We start from the raw sequence: 14,916 nt of genomic DNA on the forward strand, positions 1-14,916 counted from the left end.
CTCCCTTTAATAAAAACTATATAATAAAATAGAGGAGTGATTTTATCACTCCTCTATTTTAATTAGATTATCTAACTAAATTAATTACTGTTGCCTTTGGTCTTGACATAGATTCTATTGAATATCTAATTCCTTGAGTACCAATCCCTGAAGCTTTAACTCCTAGGAATGGGAAATGATCTGGTCCTCTTTCAGTTTTATTATTAACTTGAACTGTCCCAACCTCTAATCTATCTGCCACATAGAATGCTTCATTTATATTTTCAGTAAATACAGATGATTGTAATCCATATTCTGATCTATTAGCAATTTCTATAGCTTCATCTTTATCTTTAACTCTTATGATAGGTAATACTGGTCCGAATGGCTCTTCCCAAGCTAATCTCATATCTGTTGTTACATTATCAAAAAGAGTTGGGTAAATCATATTTTCTTCTCTAGTTCCTCCAACAAGTAAATGAGCACCTTTTTCTCTTGCATCATCTATAAGTTCCCAAACAAAATCAGCTGATTTACTGTCAATTAGTGGAACTATATCTACATCTTCTTCTAACGGATTTCCTATTTTTAATTTTTCAACTCTTTCCTTAACTTTTTCAACTAGCTTATCAGCTACTTTATTAACAACTAAAATTCTTTTAACAGCTGTACATCTTTGACCTGAATAAGAATACGCTCCAGCAACTATATTAGATGCTGCAAGATCTAAATCTGCATCTTCTAACACTATTGCTGCATCTTTACCTCCAAGTTCCATAAGTAATGGAACCATTGTTGTTATCCTTGATATCCTAGTACCAACTTCTGTACTTCCTGTAAAGTTAATAAAGTCTATTTCAGGATGTGTAACTATATAATCTCCTATTTCACTACCTCTTCCTGTAACAGTATTTAATACTCCAGCCGGAACACCTGCTTGCTCAAATACCTTGGCTAAATATAATCCACATAAGCTACCTTGCGTAGCTGGCTTTAAAACTACAGAATTACCTGCAACCAAAGCAGGTGCTATTTTTGATGCTGCTAAATTTATTGGATAGTTAAATGGAGATATCGCTAACACTACTCCTAGCGGTTCTCTAGTAACTAATGATATTTTATTTCTCTTAAATCCTGGGAAACTATCCCCTGGTATACTTTCTCCAGATAAATTCTTTGCTGTATCCGCAGTAAATTTTATATAATCAGCTGATCTTAATATTTCTGATTCAGCACTCTTCTTATCTTTACCTATTTCTCTCATCATTATATCAGAAAGATCTTCAACTTTTTCTACCAATAGATCAGCAGCTTTATATAATATTTCTGATCTCTTACTAACTGGAACATCTCTCCACGCCTTTTGAGCTACTTTCGCACTTTTTATAGCAAGATCGACTTCTTCTGTAGTCATTGCTGGAACTTTTCCTACTAAGCAATTTCCAACTGGTGAATATATCTCTATAAATTTTTCGCTTGAGCTACTAACCCATTCACCATTTATTAAATTTCTAAAAGTTCTTTCTTTTCCTCTTATACAACTAAACATTATATCACCTACTTATTACTTATTTTTAGCTAGTTCTATCTTATTCTTATCAAAACCAACTATTATTTCTCCATCTATATCAATTACTGGTACAGTTCTTTGACCTGATACCTTGAACACTTCTTCTCTATCTTCATGCTTATCAGCTACATTTATCTCTTTATAGTCCCATCCCTTCATTTCAAAAAATCTCTTTGCTTTTATACATGATGGGCACCATGATGTTGAATATATTTTTATCATATTATCTCTCCTCTAATCTTTCTTTAAATCTCCATTAATTATTTTTTACTTTCTACTACGTATTTTTCTGCTTGTAATGCTGCTATAGTTCCATCTGCAACAGCAGTTGTTATTTGTCTATATTCTTTTTCCCTAACATCTCCAGCTGCATAAACACCTTCAACGTTAGTTCTCATACATTCATCAGTTTTTATATAACCATTAGAAGTCAAGTTTATATAATCCTTGAAATGATCTGTTTTTGGTACTGTTCCTATAAATCCAAATACAGCATCCATAGGTATCTCTTTCTCAGATCCATCTTTAGAATTTTTTATTATAGCTTTTTCTACAAAGTCATTTCCATCTACATTAACTAAATCTTCATTGAATAAAACTTCTATCTTAGGATGATTCATAACTTCTTCAATCGTAGCTTTTTCACCATTAAAGTAATCATGTCTTCTTATCATAACTACCTTTGAAGCAAATCTAGTTAGGAATAGAGCTTCTTCTAAAGCAGAATTTCCTCCACCTACAACTCCGATTATTTTCCCTTCATACATTGCACCATCACAAACTGCACAATAATGAATTCCTTTTCCTGCAAACTTTCCTTCATTTGGAATAGGTAATTTCTTAGGAGTTGCACCTGTTGCTATTATTACAGTTTTAGTTTTATATAAATAACTATTAGTTTCGATTATTTTTTCTTCTCCACTAAAATCAACTTTTTCAACCATATCGAATTCATCTATTTCAGCTCCAAGCTCCTCAGCTTGCTGTTGCATTAAATCAGCAAGTTCTGTTCCTGAAACCTTTTTAAAGCCAGGATAATTTTCTATTGTATAACTATTTCTGACTTGACCTCCAAGAATTTGGTCTTCTAATAAAAGCATGTCTAACTTAGCTCTTGTTGCATATATTGCCGCAGTTAAACCTGCTGGTCCACCACCGATTATAATTAACTCTTTATGTTTAACTTCTTTACTCATGACTCGCTCCTTCTACCCCCCAGGGGTATTTCTTTAATCTAATTATATGCTTCTATAAATTAAAATGCAACTATTTTTAAATAGTAATTTTTATCAATTATCCTTATTTAACTTTTCTTCTCTTAATATTATTACTCGTTACCTAATAAATTATTAATAAATAAAAACAAGAGAAGATTTCTCCAAATGGAAAATCTTCTCTCTATACTATGATATATGCTTAAAATAAAGTTCCTCTCCATTGCAATATACTTCTAAATTATCTCCACCTTTAATGCAACCTTTTAACATCTCTTCACTTAACTTATCTTCTAATTCTTTTGTTATTATTCTTCTTAATGGTCTTGCACCATAATTAGTATCTACACCTTTATTTACTAGGAACTGTTTACTATCTTCATTTAAGTTAATTGTTATTTTTCTTTCTTTAAGCTTATCTATGGTATTATTTAACATTAAATTTACAATTTTTAATATATCACTATCTTTTAATTTATGAAAAACAATTATATCATCAATTCTATTTATAAATTCTGGTTTGAATTGCTGCTTAATTTCTTCCATAATATTTTTTTTCATCTTTTCATACTCGCTATCAACTAAACTATTTGAAGTTGAAAATCCTAAAGTATTTTGTTTCTTTATATCATGAGCTCCAACATTAGATGTCATTATAACTATTGTATTTTTAAAGTTTATAATTTTCCCCTTACTATCTGTAAGTCTTCCATCCTCCATTATTTGCAATAATATATTAAATACATCTGGATGAGCCTTTTCTATTTCATCTAATAATATAACTGAATAAGGATTTCTTCTTACTGCTTCTGTTAGCTGTCCACCTTCATCATAACCAATATATCCTGGAGGGGCTCCTATTAGCCTTGCTACAGAATGCTTTTCCATATACTCTGACATATCTATCCTAATTAAATTTTTCTTATCACCAAACATAGCTTCTGCTAATGCATTTGATAATTCTGTTTTCCCAACCCCTGTTGGTCCACAGAATATAAATGTTCCTATCGGTCTATTAGGATCCTTTAAACCAACTCTTGCTCTTCTCACTGCTTTAGCAACTGCCTTTACAGCTTCTTTTTGCCCTATAACTCTTTTATGCAGTGTATCTTCAAGCTTTAATAATTTTTCTGATTCTTGCTCTGTTAATTTCTCTAAAGGAATTTTAGACCAACTTGATACTACTTTTGCAACTTGTTCCCTGTTAACAATATAATTATTGCATTCAATATCGGTCCTATCCATCTTTAAATTATACAGTTTATCCTTTAATTGTTTTTCTTTATCTCTTAAGTATGCTGCTCTTTCAAAGTTTTGATTTTTTATTGCTTCTTCTTTTTCTTTATCGTTATTCTCTAATTGAAGTTGTAAATTTATTATATCTGGTGGTGAAATTAGATTCTCTATTCTTACTTTTGAAGATGCTTCGTCAATTAAATCAATAGCCTTATCTGGCATGAATCTATCTGTAATATATCTATCTGATAACTCTACAGCTGCTTCTAAAGCTTCATCTTCTATTTTTACCATATGATGAGCTTCATATCTTTCCCTAAGGCCTTTTAATATATTTAATGTTTCTTCTTTTGATGGCTCTTCAACTCTAACTGGCTGAAATCTTCTTTCTAAAGCTGAATCTTTTTCTATATGCTTTCTATATTCATCTATAGTTGTAGCACCTATACATTTTATTTCTCCTCTTGCTAAGGCAGGTTTTAAAATATTTGATGCATCTATGGCACCTTCAGCTCCCCCTGCTCCAACAATAGTATGAATTTCATCTATAAATATTATTATATCTTTAGAACTTCTTATTTCATCCATTACTTTTTTTAATCTATCTTCAAATTCTCCTCTATATTTTGCCCCTGCTAACATAGAAGTTAAATCTAATGAAATTATTACTTTATCTTTTAGTATTTCTGGTACATTTCCATTGACTATTCTTTGGGCCAATCCTTCAATAACTGCTGTTTTACCTACTCCAGGCTCTCCAATTAAACAAGGATTATTTTTTATTCTTCTGCACAGTATCTCTAATATTCTTCTATTCTCATTTTCTCTTCCTACTACTGGATCTAATTTTCCTTCCTTAGCCATCATAGTTAGATTCCTTCCATACTGATTTAATAGAGGAGTTTTGACCATTTTTTTCTTATTCTTATCTTCTATCTTTATTTCCTCTACTTCCTTATCATATAGATAATTACTTATATCAGTTTTTATTAATTTAAAATCTAACTTTAATGTAGAAAGTATTGTATAAGCTACCCCTTCTTTATCGTCTAATAAAGCTAACAAAATATGCTCTGGATTTATATAATTATGATCATATATTCTTGCTTTTACTAGACTATCATCAAATAATCTCTTTGTTCTAGGATTAAGTAACATCTCACCTACTGATATATCTATATCTCCAAAACCAAGATAATCTTCTATAAGCTTTCTCACTTTATCAATAGTAGCTCCATTAATATATAGGACTTGCTTTGCATAACCACCTTCTTTTAGCAACCCTAAAAGAATATGCTCAGTTCCTATATATCCGTGCTTAAAATATTGTGACTCTTTTTGAGCCTCTACTAGTACTAATTGTGCCCTCTCTGTTAACTTCCCAAAAATCATACATACCTCCATACCCTATTGCTAAAATTAACAACTACACAGATAAACCTTGGCCACTTAAAATATTTTACGATAATATAACTGTAATAATTCCTTTTAACATATCAGCTCTTAATTTATTTTTATCCTCAACAGATACTAGAGTTCTGTCATTTAAAGATATCTTTATTATTTCATATTCCTTTTCTGTAATATTTTTAGTATCTTTTAAATGATCTAGTATAGATAATGCGCTTCCATATGTTATACTTTCTCCTATCGAAGTATTTATTAATGACAGCCTTTCATCCTTATCATCGTATGTTATTTTTTTTATTACTATGCACCCTCCACCGCCTCTTTTACTTTCTATTATATAACCTTTTTCATAAGTAAACCTTGTTGTTAGAACGTAATTGATTTGTGATGGTGCACATGAGAATTTATCTGCTAATTCATTTCTTTGAATTAATACTTGTCTTTCTCTTTCTTCATCTATCATATCTTTAATAAAATTTTCTATTGTATCTGAAATTCTTGCCATATTTACACCTTCTTAAACCTATTTTTTAAATTGACCTTCTTTGACTTTTATTATATATTATAAATTTTAATATGTCCATTTTACTAATTTTATTTTCTAAAATAAAAGCGAATGATATTAAGTTTTTTATCCAAACTATATATTGAGAGGTGAGTAAATATGGAAATTAAATGGATTGATAATACAAGTTTTTTAATAAAAAATTCTACTGGTAAAAGGATTCTTTTAGATCCAATGCAAATATATCCCTATATAGAAAAATATGATTTAAATCCTGATATAATTACATTTAGTCATACTCATAATAATGAAATTATTAATGAATATGTTAATAAAGACTGTATACTAATAAATTCAGCTTGTTCATTTTCAAATGATTTTGTCACATTAGAAGGATATAAAACATTTAAAGATGACATTTCTGGATATAAACGCGGCGAAAACATAATATATTTATTAAACATAGATAAATTTAGAATTTGTCATCTTGGCACCTTAGGACATCAGCTTGATGATGACTTATTAGATAAGCTAACTAATTTAGATTTTTTATTTATTCCAATAGGCGGTCATTTTTGTTTGGATGGTTTTTCTGCTGCTAAACTCGCCTTACTCTTAAAACCTAGATATATAATTCCAATGTTTTTTAAAACCTCTTCTGAATACTTTTATTTAGATGGGCCTCATAAATTTTTATCTTCATTAAAAAATATTTTATCCTATAATACAAATACTATATATTCTAATGATTTATCTTTTAAAGATAGATGTTCTGTAATATTATTATCTGCATAAAAATAAAGAACCGCTATAATTAGCGGTTCTTTATGTAAAATTATGCTTGTACTGGAGCTCCTACTGGACAAACATTTGCACAGTTTCCACAATCTATGCAAGTGTCCTCATCGATAACGAATTGAGTATCTCCTTGGCTTATAGCATTAACTGGACATTCTGCAGCGCAAGCACCACAGTTTACACATGAATCTTCTATTTTGAATGCCATAAAAAGCACCTCCTAATATTATGAATTTATTTCACAATCTATTTTATCATAAGGATTTAAATTTTTAAAGACTTAAGAAGAATTTATATAATATGATACTTCACTTTATTTTTCTATTATTTTGTTTATATTATACTATAGCCTACTTCTTCAATAGACATAATGATTTTATCTTCAGTTATACTTTTATCATCATATACTACACTTACTTCTTTTTTAGATAGACTTACCTCACAAGCAATAACCCCTTCATTATGTGCCACAGCTTCTCTTATGCTAATAACATCATCATTTGTATTAAGATTTGCAACCTTTAATAGTGATTTCATTAAGCTCTCCCCCTTAATTATCTTTTATAAGATCCTTTATTAACTTTTTGTCTTCTGGTGATTCTATTTCTAGTTTTATGTCTGATTCATCTACTGAGTCTTCATAACTACCTTCAACAAGCTCAATATCATCTATTTTAAATTCTTCTACTACTTCTTCATCGCCTCTTCTATATTTGACCTTCACACTTTCCTTAACAGTACTATTGCTTATAACTTCACCAGTAATATCTCCCATAGAAACAATAGATCCTGCTTTAGGCAATCTCTGTCTTATATCTTCATATGTGCTTTGCTCATAATTTAAACAGCACATTAACCTGCCACATATTCCTGATATCTTTGTTGGATTTAAAGATAAATTTTGCTCTTTTGCCATCTTTATAGATACAGATGCGAAATCTCCAAGGAATGTAGAACAACATAAAGGTCTTCCACATGGTCCTAGCCCGCCAAGCATTTTAGCTTCATCTCTAACCCCTATCTGTCTTAATTCTATTCTTGTTTTAAATATAGTTGCTAAGTCTTTTACTAATTCTCTAAAGTCTACTCTTCCATCAGCTGTAAAATAGAATATAACTTTATTATTATCGAAAGTATACTCTACATCGATTAATTTCATATTTAATCCATGTTCTTCTATTTTCTTTAGGCATATATCTAAAGCATCCTTTTCCTTCACTTTATTATCCTTATGTTTATTTATATCATCTTCTTCTGCAACTCTTATAACACTCTTTAATGGTGCCACTATATCAGTTTCTGGTATTTCTTTAATACCAATTACACATTCTCCAAACTCTATTCCTCTCGCTGTTTCTACAACAACAAAATCGCCTTTTTTTACATTTAAATCGCTTGGATCAAAATAATATATTTTACCGGCCTTCTTGAATCTTACGCCTACAACTTTTATCATTATTTAAACCTCCATAAAACCTATAAGCATCACTCTAATCGTTAATTGAAAGTTAGAATTACTTAATAATGTTACTCTAGCGTCCCCAATTTTATCGATTATTTTATTAAGCTTCTTATAGGACATTTCAATAGCTAATTGTTTTATATTTTCTATTTTATCCCCATTTATTATTCCACTAGTATCGCTTATTTCTTTATAGACAATTACGTCTCTTATAAAGGAGGCTAAAATGTTTAGTATTTCTTCTTTTCTATCTTTAAACGATAATATCTTATCTTCAAAGTCTAAAAGACTTTTCGTATTACTACTAACTAATGTATATAATAAATCAATTAATATGTTTCTTAAATCCTTTAATGAGGAATCCCTTAGAAAATCCTCAGCTTTTCCTGGGATTCCTTCACTATATGCAATAGCAGCATTAATTTCATCACTACTACAATCATCAATTCCTAAACTTTCTATATAAATCTTAACTTCATTCTTTGTTAGTGGAGTTAACTTATATACTTGACATCTTGATTTTATAGTATCTAAAATAAGCTCTAAACTCTCACATAACAGAATAATAAAAACACCTTTTGGTGGTTCTTCTATAGTCTTTAAAAGAGCATTCTGTGCTTGTACTGTCAACTTATTTCCATCATAAATTATAATAACTTTTTTATCGCCTTCAAATGGCTTCTTATTTATTTCATCAACAATTTCTCTTACATCATCTACCCCAAAAGAGGCTTTTTTAGATCTATAATTTACAATGTCTATAGAATTTCTATCTTCACGCACCCCTAATATACTTTTAGCTAGTATATTAGCTAAACTACTCTTTCCAATTCCATCTTCTCCAACAATTATATGTGCATGGGAAATTTCATCTTTCTCTATTCTTTTTTTAAAACTATCAATTATTCTTTCGTGCCCAATAAATTTCCCCATTACACCCTCCAATGTAATTATATTTTAATAAATTGATCTACATCTATAACGAATATAGTAGCTCCCCCAACTTCAATTTCTATAGGGTATGACATATACATGTCAACATTTCCTGTGATAGGGGTTGGCGTTGTTATAACTTGTTTTCTAGTTTTACAAACATCTTCTACAACATCTATAACCGCTTGAACTTTATCTTTTTCAACACCTATAATTAAGGTTGTATTTCCTGATTTTAAAAACCCTCCAGTTGATGCTAACTTAGTAACTCTAAAGCCTGCTTCTGTAATTGCATCTACTAAATCTAAAGCATCATCATCTTGTACCATAGCTATTACCAATTTCATATTAACCCCTCCAATAAAATTATACTCCTATAATAATATTCTATCATAAAAGATATATAAATTGATTAAAATTTTTTCTCTCAATATATTTTATTTAATAAAATCAGTAATTATTTCTTTTACAACCTTAAAAACTTCATCTATTGATTTTTCTGCATCGATTTTTACAAACTTCTCTTTATTTTCTTTATATAGTTTTAGATATCCATCTCTTACTTTATTATGAAAATCTATTTTTTCTAAATCTAATCTATTTATTTCTCTATCTTTATTTTTATTTATTCTATCTAATCCTATTTCTGGTGATATATCAAATAATATATTTAAGTCTGGCATATATTCACCTACTGCAAATTTATTTATTTGATATATTTCATCTACTCCTATATTTCTAGCATATCCTTGGTAAGCTAGTGATGAGTATATAAATCTATCACATAAAACTATAGTTCCTCTATCAATTTCAGGAATAACTTTTTCAACTAAGTGTTGCCTTCTAGCGGCAGCATATAGTAATGCTTCTGTTCTGCTGTCCATTTTTGTATTCTTAGTATCTAATATTACTTCTCGTATATCTTCTGATATTTTAATTCCACCTGGCTCCCTAGTCTTAATACACTCTATATTACCTTGAACTAGATAATCATATACCATGTCCAATATTGTGCTCTTACCAGATCCTTCTCCACCTTCAAATACTATAAATTTTCCTTTGTCCATTATTTATACCTCATGCTATTTAAAAATTGTAGTTGCTTAATATCCACTCTTTTATTCTATCTTTATAAAAATTATACTCAAAATCATCAACTGTCATTGTTGCTATCTTATCATTACAATAATGGCATAATAAGCTTTTCTCTATAATTATATCACTATATACTTCTTTCCCACAAATCTTACATTTATTTTCATTTTTATCTATTCCTTTTATTAATAAATCCATACTATCCCATCCTTTTATAATAATTTTATTATAATTCTCACCAAATAACATTATTTCTATACTAAAAAAGCCTATATATAAATGAAAATTCTTTATATCTAGTCTAAATAATAATATTTATATAAAGCATTTATATTGAATTTATATAGAACTTTAAATACACATTTCAAATTTACTATCTTATTAAATATTTAATAAATAATTATTTGAATTTAAGGGAAAATTAAAAACAAGATAATTTGGGAGGAAAATAATATGAAACAAGAAATGATTTATTATTTAGAAAAAAATAAAGATGACATAAAGAAATTAAATGATTATTTATACAATAACCCTGAAGATAGTTACAATGAATATAATAGTTATAATTATATTTGTAATTTCCTAGTTGATCATGATTTTACTGTAAAAAAGGAATTTTTAGAATTAAAAACGTCCTTTTATGCATCTAAAGGAAATGGTCATCCTAAAGTATGTTTTTTATGTGAATATGATGCTGTTCCTGGCGAGGGACATTTAACTGGTCATAACTTATTAACATCAACTTCAATTGCTGCTGCTTTAACCCTAAGTTCTATTATTGAAAAAATAGGTGGTACTATAATACTGATAGGCTGCCCTGGTGAATATCTAGGAGGAACCAAATCCGTTATGGTAAAACAAGGTGTCTTCGATGATATTGATGTTGTTTTAGTTGCACACCCTGATACTATAACCTCAGAAAGTGGAAGCTCATCTGCTATAATACCATTAAGTATAAAATTTATAGGTCATAGTGGATTAAGCTTTTTAAATAAAGGTACATATACATCTCTAGACGGTATTCTTTTAACATTTAATATTTTAAATTCATTATTAAAGGGATTCCCAGAAGATGTAGAAGTAAACTCAATATTATCTAATGGCGGTTTTACCCCTTTACTATTACCGCTAGAATCTGAAGCTAAATTTTATATTAGAGCTAAGGAAATGGATATGGCTAAAATTGCAGAAAGCAAGTTGAGAGAAATTGCTATTTATGTTTCAAAGCTTATAAGAGTTCAATATTCAATATCTTTATATGAACCCGAAAATGAAGAACTAATAACTAACAGAACTTTAAATAGATTATTTAGCCATAATTTAAAGGAAAATGGTATAATAAATATTTCTGGTCCAAGAGATATTTATTCTGGATTAAGCTTAGGAATTGTTAGTAAAAAGGTTCCTTGCATTCATCCTTATATATCAATAGTTCCAGATAACAGCATAAAGTATGGTACAAAAGAATTTGCTAAAGCCACAATATCTGATTATGGCTTTGAAGAAGCAATGAAAGCTGCTTTATCTTTATCCTTTACAGGGCATGATATTATATTAAATGAAAATCTTTTATCAGAAGTAAAAAATGAATTTTATAAAAAATAGGCTCTATATAGAGTCTATTTTTCTATATAGAGCCTTTTATTATATAATTTCTTTTCTTACTAACTTACATTTCAACTCTCCATGTTTTATTAACTTAGTAATAAATTTATCGCTTGGCTGAAATTTAATTTTTTCGATTTTATCTCCATTTTTAAAAATGCAATAATATGACTTTGTATTAATTCTATTACATAAGTATCTTTTTGATTTTTTTAAAAATTGATATTCTTTAGGTATAGATGATCTCTCACCTATATACAATACATCAGAAATTCTTATACTTTCTAAATTTTTTTCTTCTTTATTATTAATTAGATTTATTATAAGCTTGTCTGCTATCACTGCATATTTATAAGACACTGAACAACTTCTAATTTCTTTAACAATCAAAATTATAGTTACTAACACTAGAGATATATTAAATATATGACCAATTATATGTCTATTATATTTAGATCTTTCTACTGCTTCTCCTAAATATAATGTAGTTGTTATCACAAGTAAGATCATTGAAATAACTGGTACTCTCTTTTTAGCAACAACTTCTCTATGCATCATTTCCTATTTATCCCCCATCAAGATATTACTTTATTCGTTTAAGCAATATTGTGATTATACTAATTATCCGTACTTTTATCCACATTAATATTTAATAATTAATAGGCTTATTTTTATCATCTCTTTTGATTGAATTAAATTATTTTCTGAATATACATTTTTTCTTTTGATATCTTCATTTATCTATATCAATAATTTTAAAAATAAAAATTTAATTATCATAGTACAAACAAGCATATTAATAGTATAATTATCTTTGAGATTTACTTAAGGAGGTTAATTATGATACAAATTTATAAAAGCATTAGTGAACAAAATCCATCACTGAAAATTCTTGATAATCTAGAGCCAGGTTGTTGGATTAATATTATAGCACCTTCTGATGAAGAATTAATTTTAATTTCAAAGAAGACAGGTGTTCCATTATCATTTTTAAAAGCTCCATTAGACGATGAGGAAACTTCTCGTATAGATATAGAAGATAATTGTTTATTAGTTGTAGTAGATATTCCATTTACTGAAATGGAAGATAACTCACTTACATATGATACATATCCTTTAGCAATTATTCATACAGAAAAGCAACTTATAACAGTATGCCTAAAGAATAGTCGTATTTTAACTGATTTTATAAATGGTAAAGTGAAATCATTTTATTCATTTAAAAAATCAAGGTTTATATTACAAATATTAAATAGAATATCGAATTCTTACTTAATTTATCTAAGACAAATAGATAAAAAGAGTTTAATGATAGAAAAAAGATTGCATAAATCTATGAAAAATAGAGAACTTATTCAACTACATTCATTAGAAAAATCATTGGTTTACTTCTCTACATCACTTAAAGCAAATGAAATTACTCTTGAAAAAATGCTAAAACTAGATATAATGCAAAAATATGAGGAAGATCAAGATGTTCTAGAAGATGTTATAATTGAAAATAAACAAGCTATTGAAATGACTGAAATATATAGTAATATTCTTGCAAGTACAATGGATTTCTTCGCTTCTGTTATTTCAAATAACCTGAATATAGTTATGAAAGTTTTAGCTTCTGTTACAATATTAATGGCAATACCTACTGTTATTGGTGGTATATTTGGAATGAATTTTATAAAAATGCCACTAATTAATAATGAATATGGTTTTGAAATTACAATGGTTATTACATCAATATTAACTTTTGGTGCAGCATATTTATTGTATCGAAAAGATATGTTTTCATAGAAATAAAGCTAGTTATCAGTACTAGCTTTATTTTTTTTGTAGTATATTTACATATAAATAATTTTAAGTAGGTGTATATGTTGTTAAAATTAAAAACATTAGATAGTTCTGCTACTATCGGTATTATTGCTCCGGCATCATCAGAATCTAGGGAATTTATAGATAAAAAAATCGATGTATTTAAAAAGCTAGGATTTAAAATAAAAAAAGGTAAGCATTTATATGATTCTTATGGATATTTAGCTGGAGATGATAAAGCCCGTGCTGATGATCTTAATTCCATGTTTGCTGATAAGGACGTAGATGCTATAGTTTGTCTTAGAGGTGGCTACGGGTCAATTAGAATGGCTTCTTATTTAGATCTAAAACTGATAAAGAATAATCCCAAGCCCTTCTGTGGATATAGTGATATAACCTTATTGCTAAATTATATTAATAAAACTTGTAAGTTTACGACATTCCATGGTCCAATGATAACATCTAATTTTGATGATATCATGACTAAAGAATACTTCTTAAAAATTTTTTCAAATAAAAATTCTAAAATAATATACAACTTGAAAGATATATGTGTGGATAATTATCTAGTATGGAACAAACAAAATTTTAAAGGTAATATCGTTGGAGGAAATTTATCAATAATTTGTTCTACAATTGGGACTCCATATGAAATAGATTTTAAAGATAATATTCTACTTATTGAAGATGTCAATGAAAGCCCTTATGCTGTGGATAGAATGTTATCACAACTAATTTCCTGTGGAAAACTTCAAAAGCTTTGTGGAATAATGATAGGATATTTTACTGACTGTACAAATAAAGATACTGATTTTTCAATAGATGAGATTATAAAGCAAAAATTACTCCCATTAAATATACCTATTATTCAAGGTCTTCCTATAGGTCATGATTATCCTAATATAACTATTCCAATAGGCTCATTATTCGAATTCCTATCCGATAATGATTTACTTATTCAAAAAAAGATAATTTTCAAATAAAAAAATCCTACAAGTAATCTTGTAGGATTTTTTGGAGGCGCCACCCGGATTTGAACCGGGGAATAAAGGTTTTGCAGACCTCTGCCTTACCACTTGGCTATAGCGCCATACCTGGTGGCTCGACCAGGAATCGAACCAGGGACACGAGGATTTTCAGTCCTCTGCTCTACCGACTGAGCTATCGAGCCACATTACCTGGCAACGTTCTACTCTCCCACACAGTCTCCCATGCAGTACCATCGACGCTGTAGAGCTTAACTTTCCTGTTCGGAATGGAAAGGAGTGTTTCCTCTACGCCATCATCACCAGATTTCAGAGTG

17 protein-coding genes, 2 tRNA genes and 1 rRNA gene are annotated in these 14,916 nt (G+C 28.7%); 4 read left to right on the plus strand and 16 right to left on the minus strand.

Going from position 1 to position 14,916, the window contains the following annotated elements; genetic code table 11:
• Positions 1–67 precede the first annotated feature (67 nt).
• From NSA50_RS17680 to NSA50_RS17700, 5 genes are all read right to left on the minus strand, one after another.
• Complete coding sequence (locus NSA50_RS17680; protein ID WP_195264631.1) at positions 68–1,528, minus strand: NADP-dependent glyceraldehyde-3-phosphate dehydrogenase; 1,461 nt, start codon at positions 1,526–1,528, stop codon at positions 68–70.
• Positions 1,529–1,543: 15 nt separating this feature from the next.
• On the minus strand, positions 1,544–1,771 hold the full coding sequence (locus NSA50_RS17685; protein ID WP_195264630.1) for a glutaredoxin domain-containing protein: 228 nt from the start codon (positions 1,769–1,771) through the stop codon (positions 1,544–1,546).
• 38 nt (positions 1,772–1,809) lie between these two features.
• Entirely contained in the window at positions 1,810–2,745 is a 936-nt protein-coding gene (trxB, locus tag NSA50_RS17690) for a thioredoxin-disulfide reductase (RefSeq protein WP_195264628.1), read from the minus strand.
• Between the two features lie 207 nt (positions 2,746–2,952).
• Positions 2,953–5,391: an ATP-dependent Clp protease ATP-binding subunit gene (locus NSA50_RS17695; RefSeq protein WP_257447302.1), complete on the minus strand. Its 2,439-nt coding sequence runs from the start codon at positions 5,389–5,391 to the stop codon at positions 2,953–2,955.
• A gap of 67 nt (positions 5,392–5,458) precedes the next feature.
• On the minus strand, positions 5,459–5,914 hold the full coding sequence (locus NSA50_RS17700; protein WP_195264626.1) for a CtsR family transcriptional regulator: 456 nt from the start codon (positions 5,912–5,914) through the stop codon (positions 5,459–5,461).
• A 159-nt stretch (positions 5,915–6,073) separates the two neighbouring features.
• Between NSA50_RS17700 and NSA50_RS17705 the strand changes: the two genes are divergently transcribed.
• Positions 6,074–6,709 carry an MBL fold metallo-hydrolase gene (locus NSA50_RS17705; protein WP_195264625.1) on the plus strand — a complete coding sequence of 212 codons (636 nt, stop codon included), beginning with the start codon at positions 6,074–6,076 and terminating at the stop codon, positions 6,707–6,709.
• A gap of 40 nt (positions 6,710–6,749) precedes the next feature.
• Here NSA50_RS17705 and NSA50_RS17710 read toward each other — a convergent pair whose 3' ends face one another.
• From NSA50_RS17710 to NSA50_RS17740, 7 genes are all read right to left on the minus strand, one after another.
• Entirely contained in the window at positions 6,750–6,920 is a 171-nt protein-coding gene (locus NSA50_RS17710; RefSeq protein ID WP_008681251.1) for a DUF362 domain-containing protein, read from the minus strand.
• 125 nt (positions 6,921–7,045) lie between these two features.
• A complete protein-coding gene (locus NSA50_RS17715; RefSeq protein WP_195264624.1) occupies positions 7,046–7,249 on the minus strand; it encodes a heavy-metal-associated domain-containing protein in 204 nt (67 codons plus the stop codon).
• Positions 7,250–7,262: 13 nt separating this feature from the next.
• On the minus strand, positions 7,263–8,168 hold the full coding sequence (locus NSA50_RS17720) for a PSP1 domain-containing protein (protein WP_195264623.1): 906 nt from the start codon (positions 8,166–8,168) through the stop codon (positions 7,263–7,265).
• Between the two features lie 3 nt (positions 8,169–8,171).
• Positions 8,172–9,107 carry a DNA polymerase III subunit delta' gene (locus NSA50_RS17725; protein WP_195264622.1) on the minus strand — a complete coding sequence of 312 codons (936 nt, stop codon included), beginning with the start codon at positions 9,105–9,107 and terminating at the stop codon, positions 8,172–8,174.
• 17 nt (positions 9,108–9,124) lie between these two features.
• The gene (locus tag NSA50_RS17730) at positions 9,125–9,454 is read right to left on the minus strand and encodes a cyclic-di-AMP receptor (RefSeq protein ID WP_008681260.1); all 330 of its coding nucleotides are present in this window, start codon (positions 9,452–9,454) and stop codon (positions 9,125–9,127) included.
• 90 nt (positions 9,455–9,544) lie between these two features.
• Complete coding sequence (gene tmk / locus NSA50_RS17735; RefSeq protein WP_195264621.1) at positions 9,545–10,174, minus strand: dTMP kinase; 630 nt, start codon at positions 10,172–10,174, stop codon at positions 9,545–9,547.
• A gap of 19 nt (positions 10,175–10,193) precedes the next feature.
• A complete protein-coding gene (locus NSA50_RS17740; protein ID WP_195264620.1) occupies positions 10,194–10,400 on the minus strand; it encodes a sigma factor G inhibitor Gin in 207 nt (68 codons plus the stop codon).
• Between the two features lie 255 nt (positions 10,401–10,655).
• Between NSA50_RS17740 and NSA50_RS17745 the strand changes: the two genes are divergently transcribed.
• Positions 10,656–11,807, plus strand: coding sequence for a zinc-binding metallopeptidase family protein (locus NSA50_RS17745; RefSeq protein WP_195264619.1), 1,152 nt, complete (start codon positions 10,656–10,658; stop codon positions 11,805–11,807).
• A 39-nt stretch (positions 11,808–11,846) separates the two neighbouring features.
• Here NSA50_RS17745 and NSA50_RS17750 read toward each other — a convergent pair whose 3' ends face one another.
• Positions 11,847–12,365: a hypothetical protein gene (locus NSA50_RS17750; RefSeq protein ID WP_195264618.1), complete on the minus strand. Its 519-nt coding sequence runs from the start codon at positions 12,363–12,365 to the stop codon at positions 11,847–11,849.
• A gap of 282 nt (positions 12,366–12,647) precedes the next feature.
• Between NSA50_RS17750 and NSA50_RS17755 the strand changes: the two genes are divergently transcribed.
• A complete protein-coding gene (locus NSA50_RS17755) occupies positions 12,648–13,595 on the plus strand; it encodes a magnesium transporter CorA family protein (protein ID WP_195264617.1) in 948 nt (315 codons plus the stop codon).
• 77 nt (positions 13,596–13,672) lie between these two features.
• On the plus strand, positions 13,673–14,596 hold the full coding sequence (locus NSA50_RS17760) for a S66 peptidase family protein (protein ID WP_257447323.1): 924 nt from the start codon (positions 13,673–13,675) through the stop codon (positions 14,594–14,596).
• 32 nt (positions 14,597–14,628) lie between these two features.
• On the opposite strand, the gene NSA50_RS17765 is transcribed toward NSA50_RS17760, so the two are convergent.
• The 3 genes from NSA50_RS17765 to rrf form a co-directional block, all read right to left on the minus strand.
• A tRNA-Cys gene (locus NSA50_RS17765) sits at positions 14,629–14,703 on the minus strand.
• Between the two features lie 5 nt (positions 14,704–14,708).
• Positions 14,709–14,784, minus strand: a tRNA-Phe gene (locus NSA50_RS17770).
• A 5-nt stretch (positions 14,785–14,789) separates the two neighbouring features.
• A 5S ribosomal RNA gene (rrf, locus tag NSA50_RS17775) occupies positions 14,790–14,906 on the minus strand.
• Positions 14,907–14,916: the final 10 nt, after the last annotated feature.

Origin of the sequence: Clostridium mucosae (assembly GCF_024622765.1) — a bacterium.
Taxonomy (GTDB): Bacteria; Bacillota; Clostridia; order Clostridiales; family Clostridiaceae; genus Clostridium.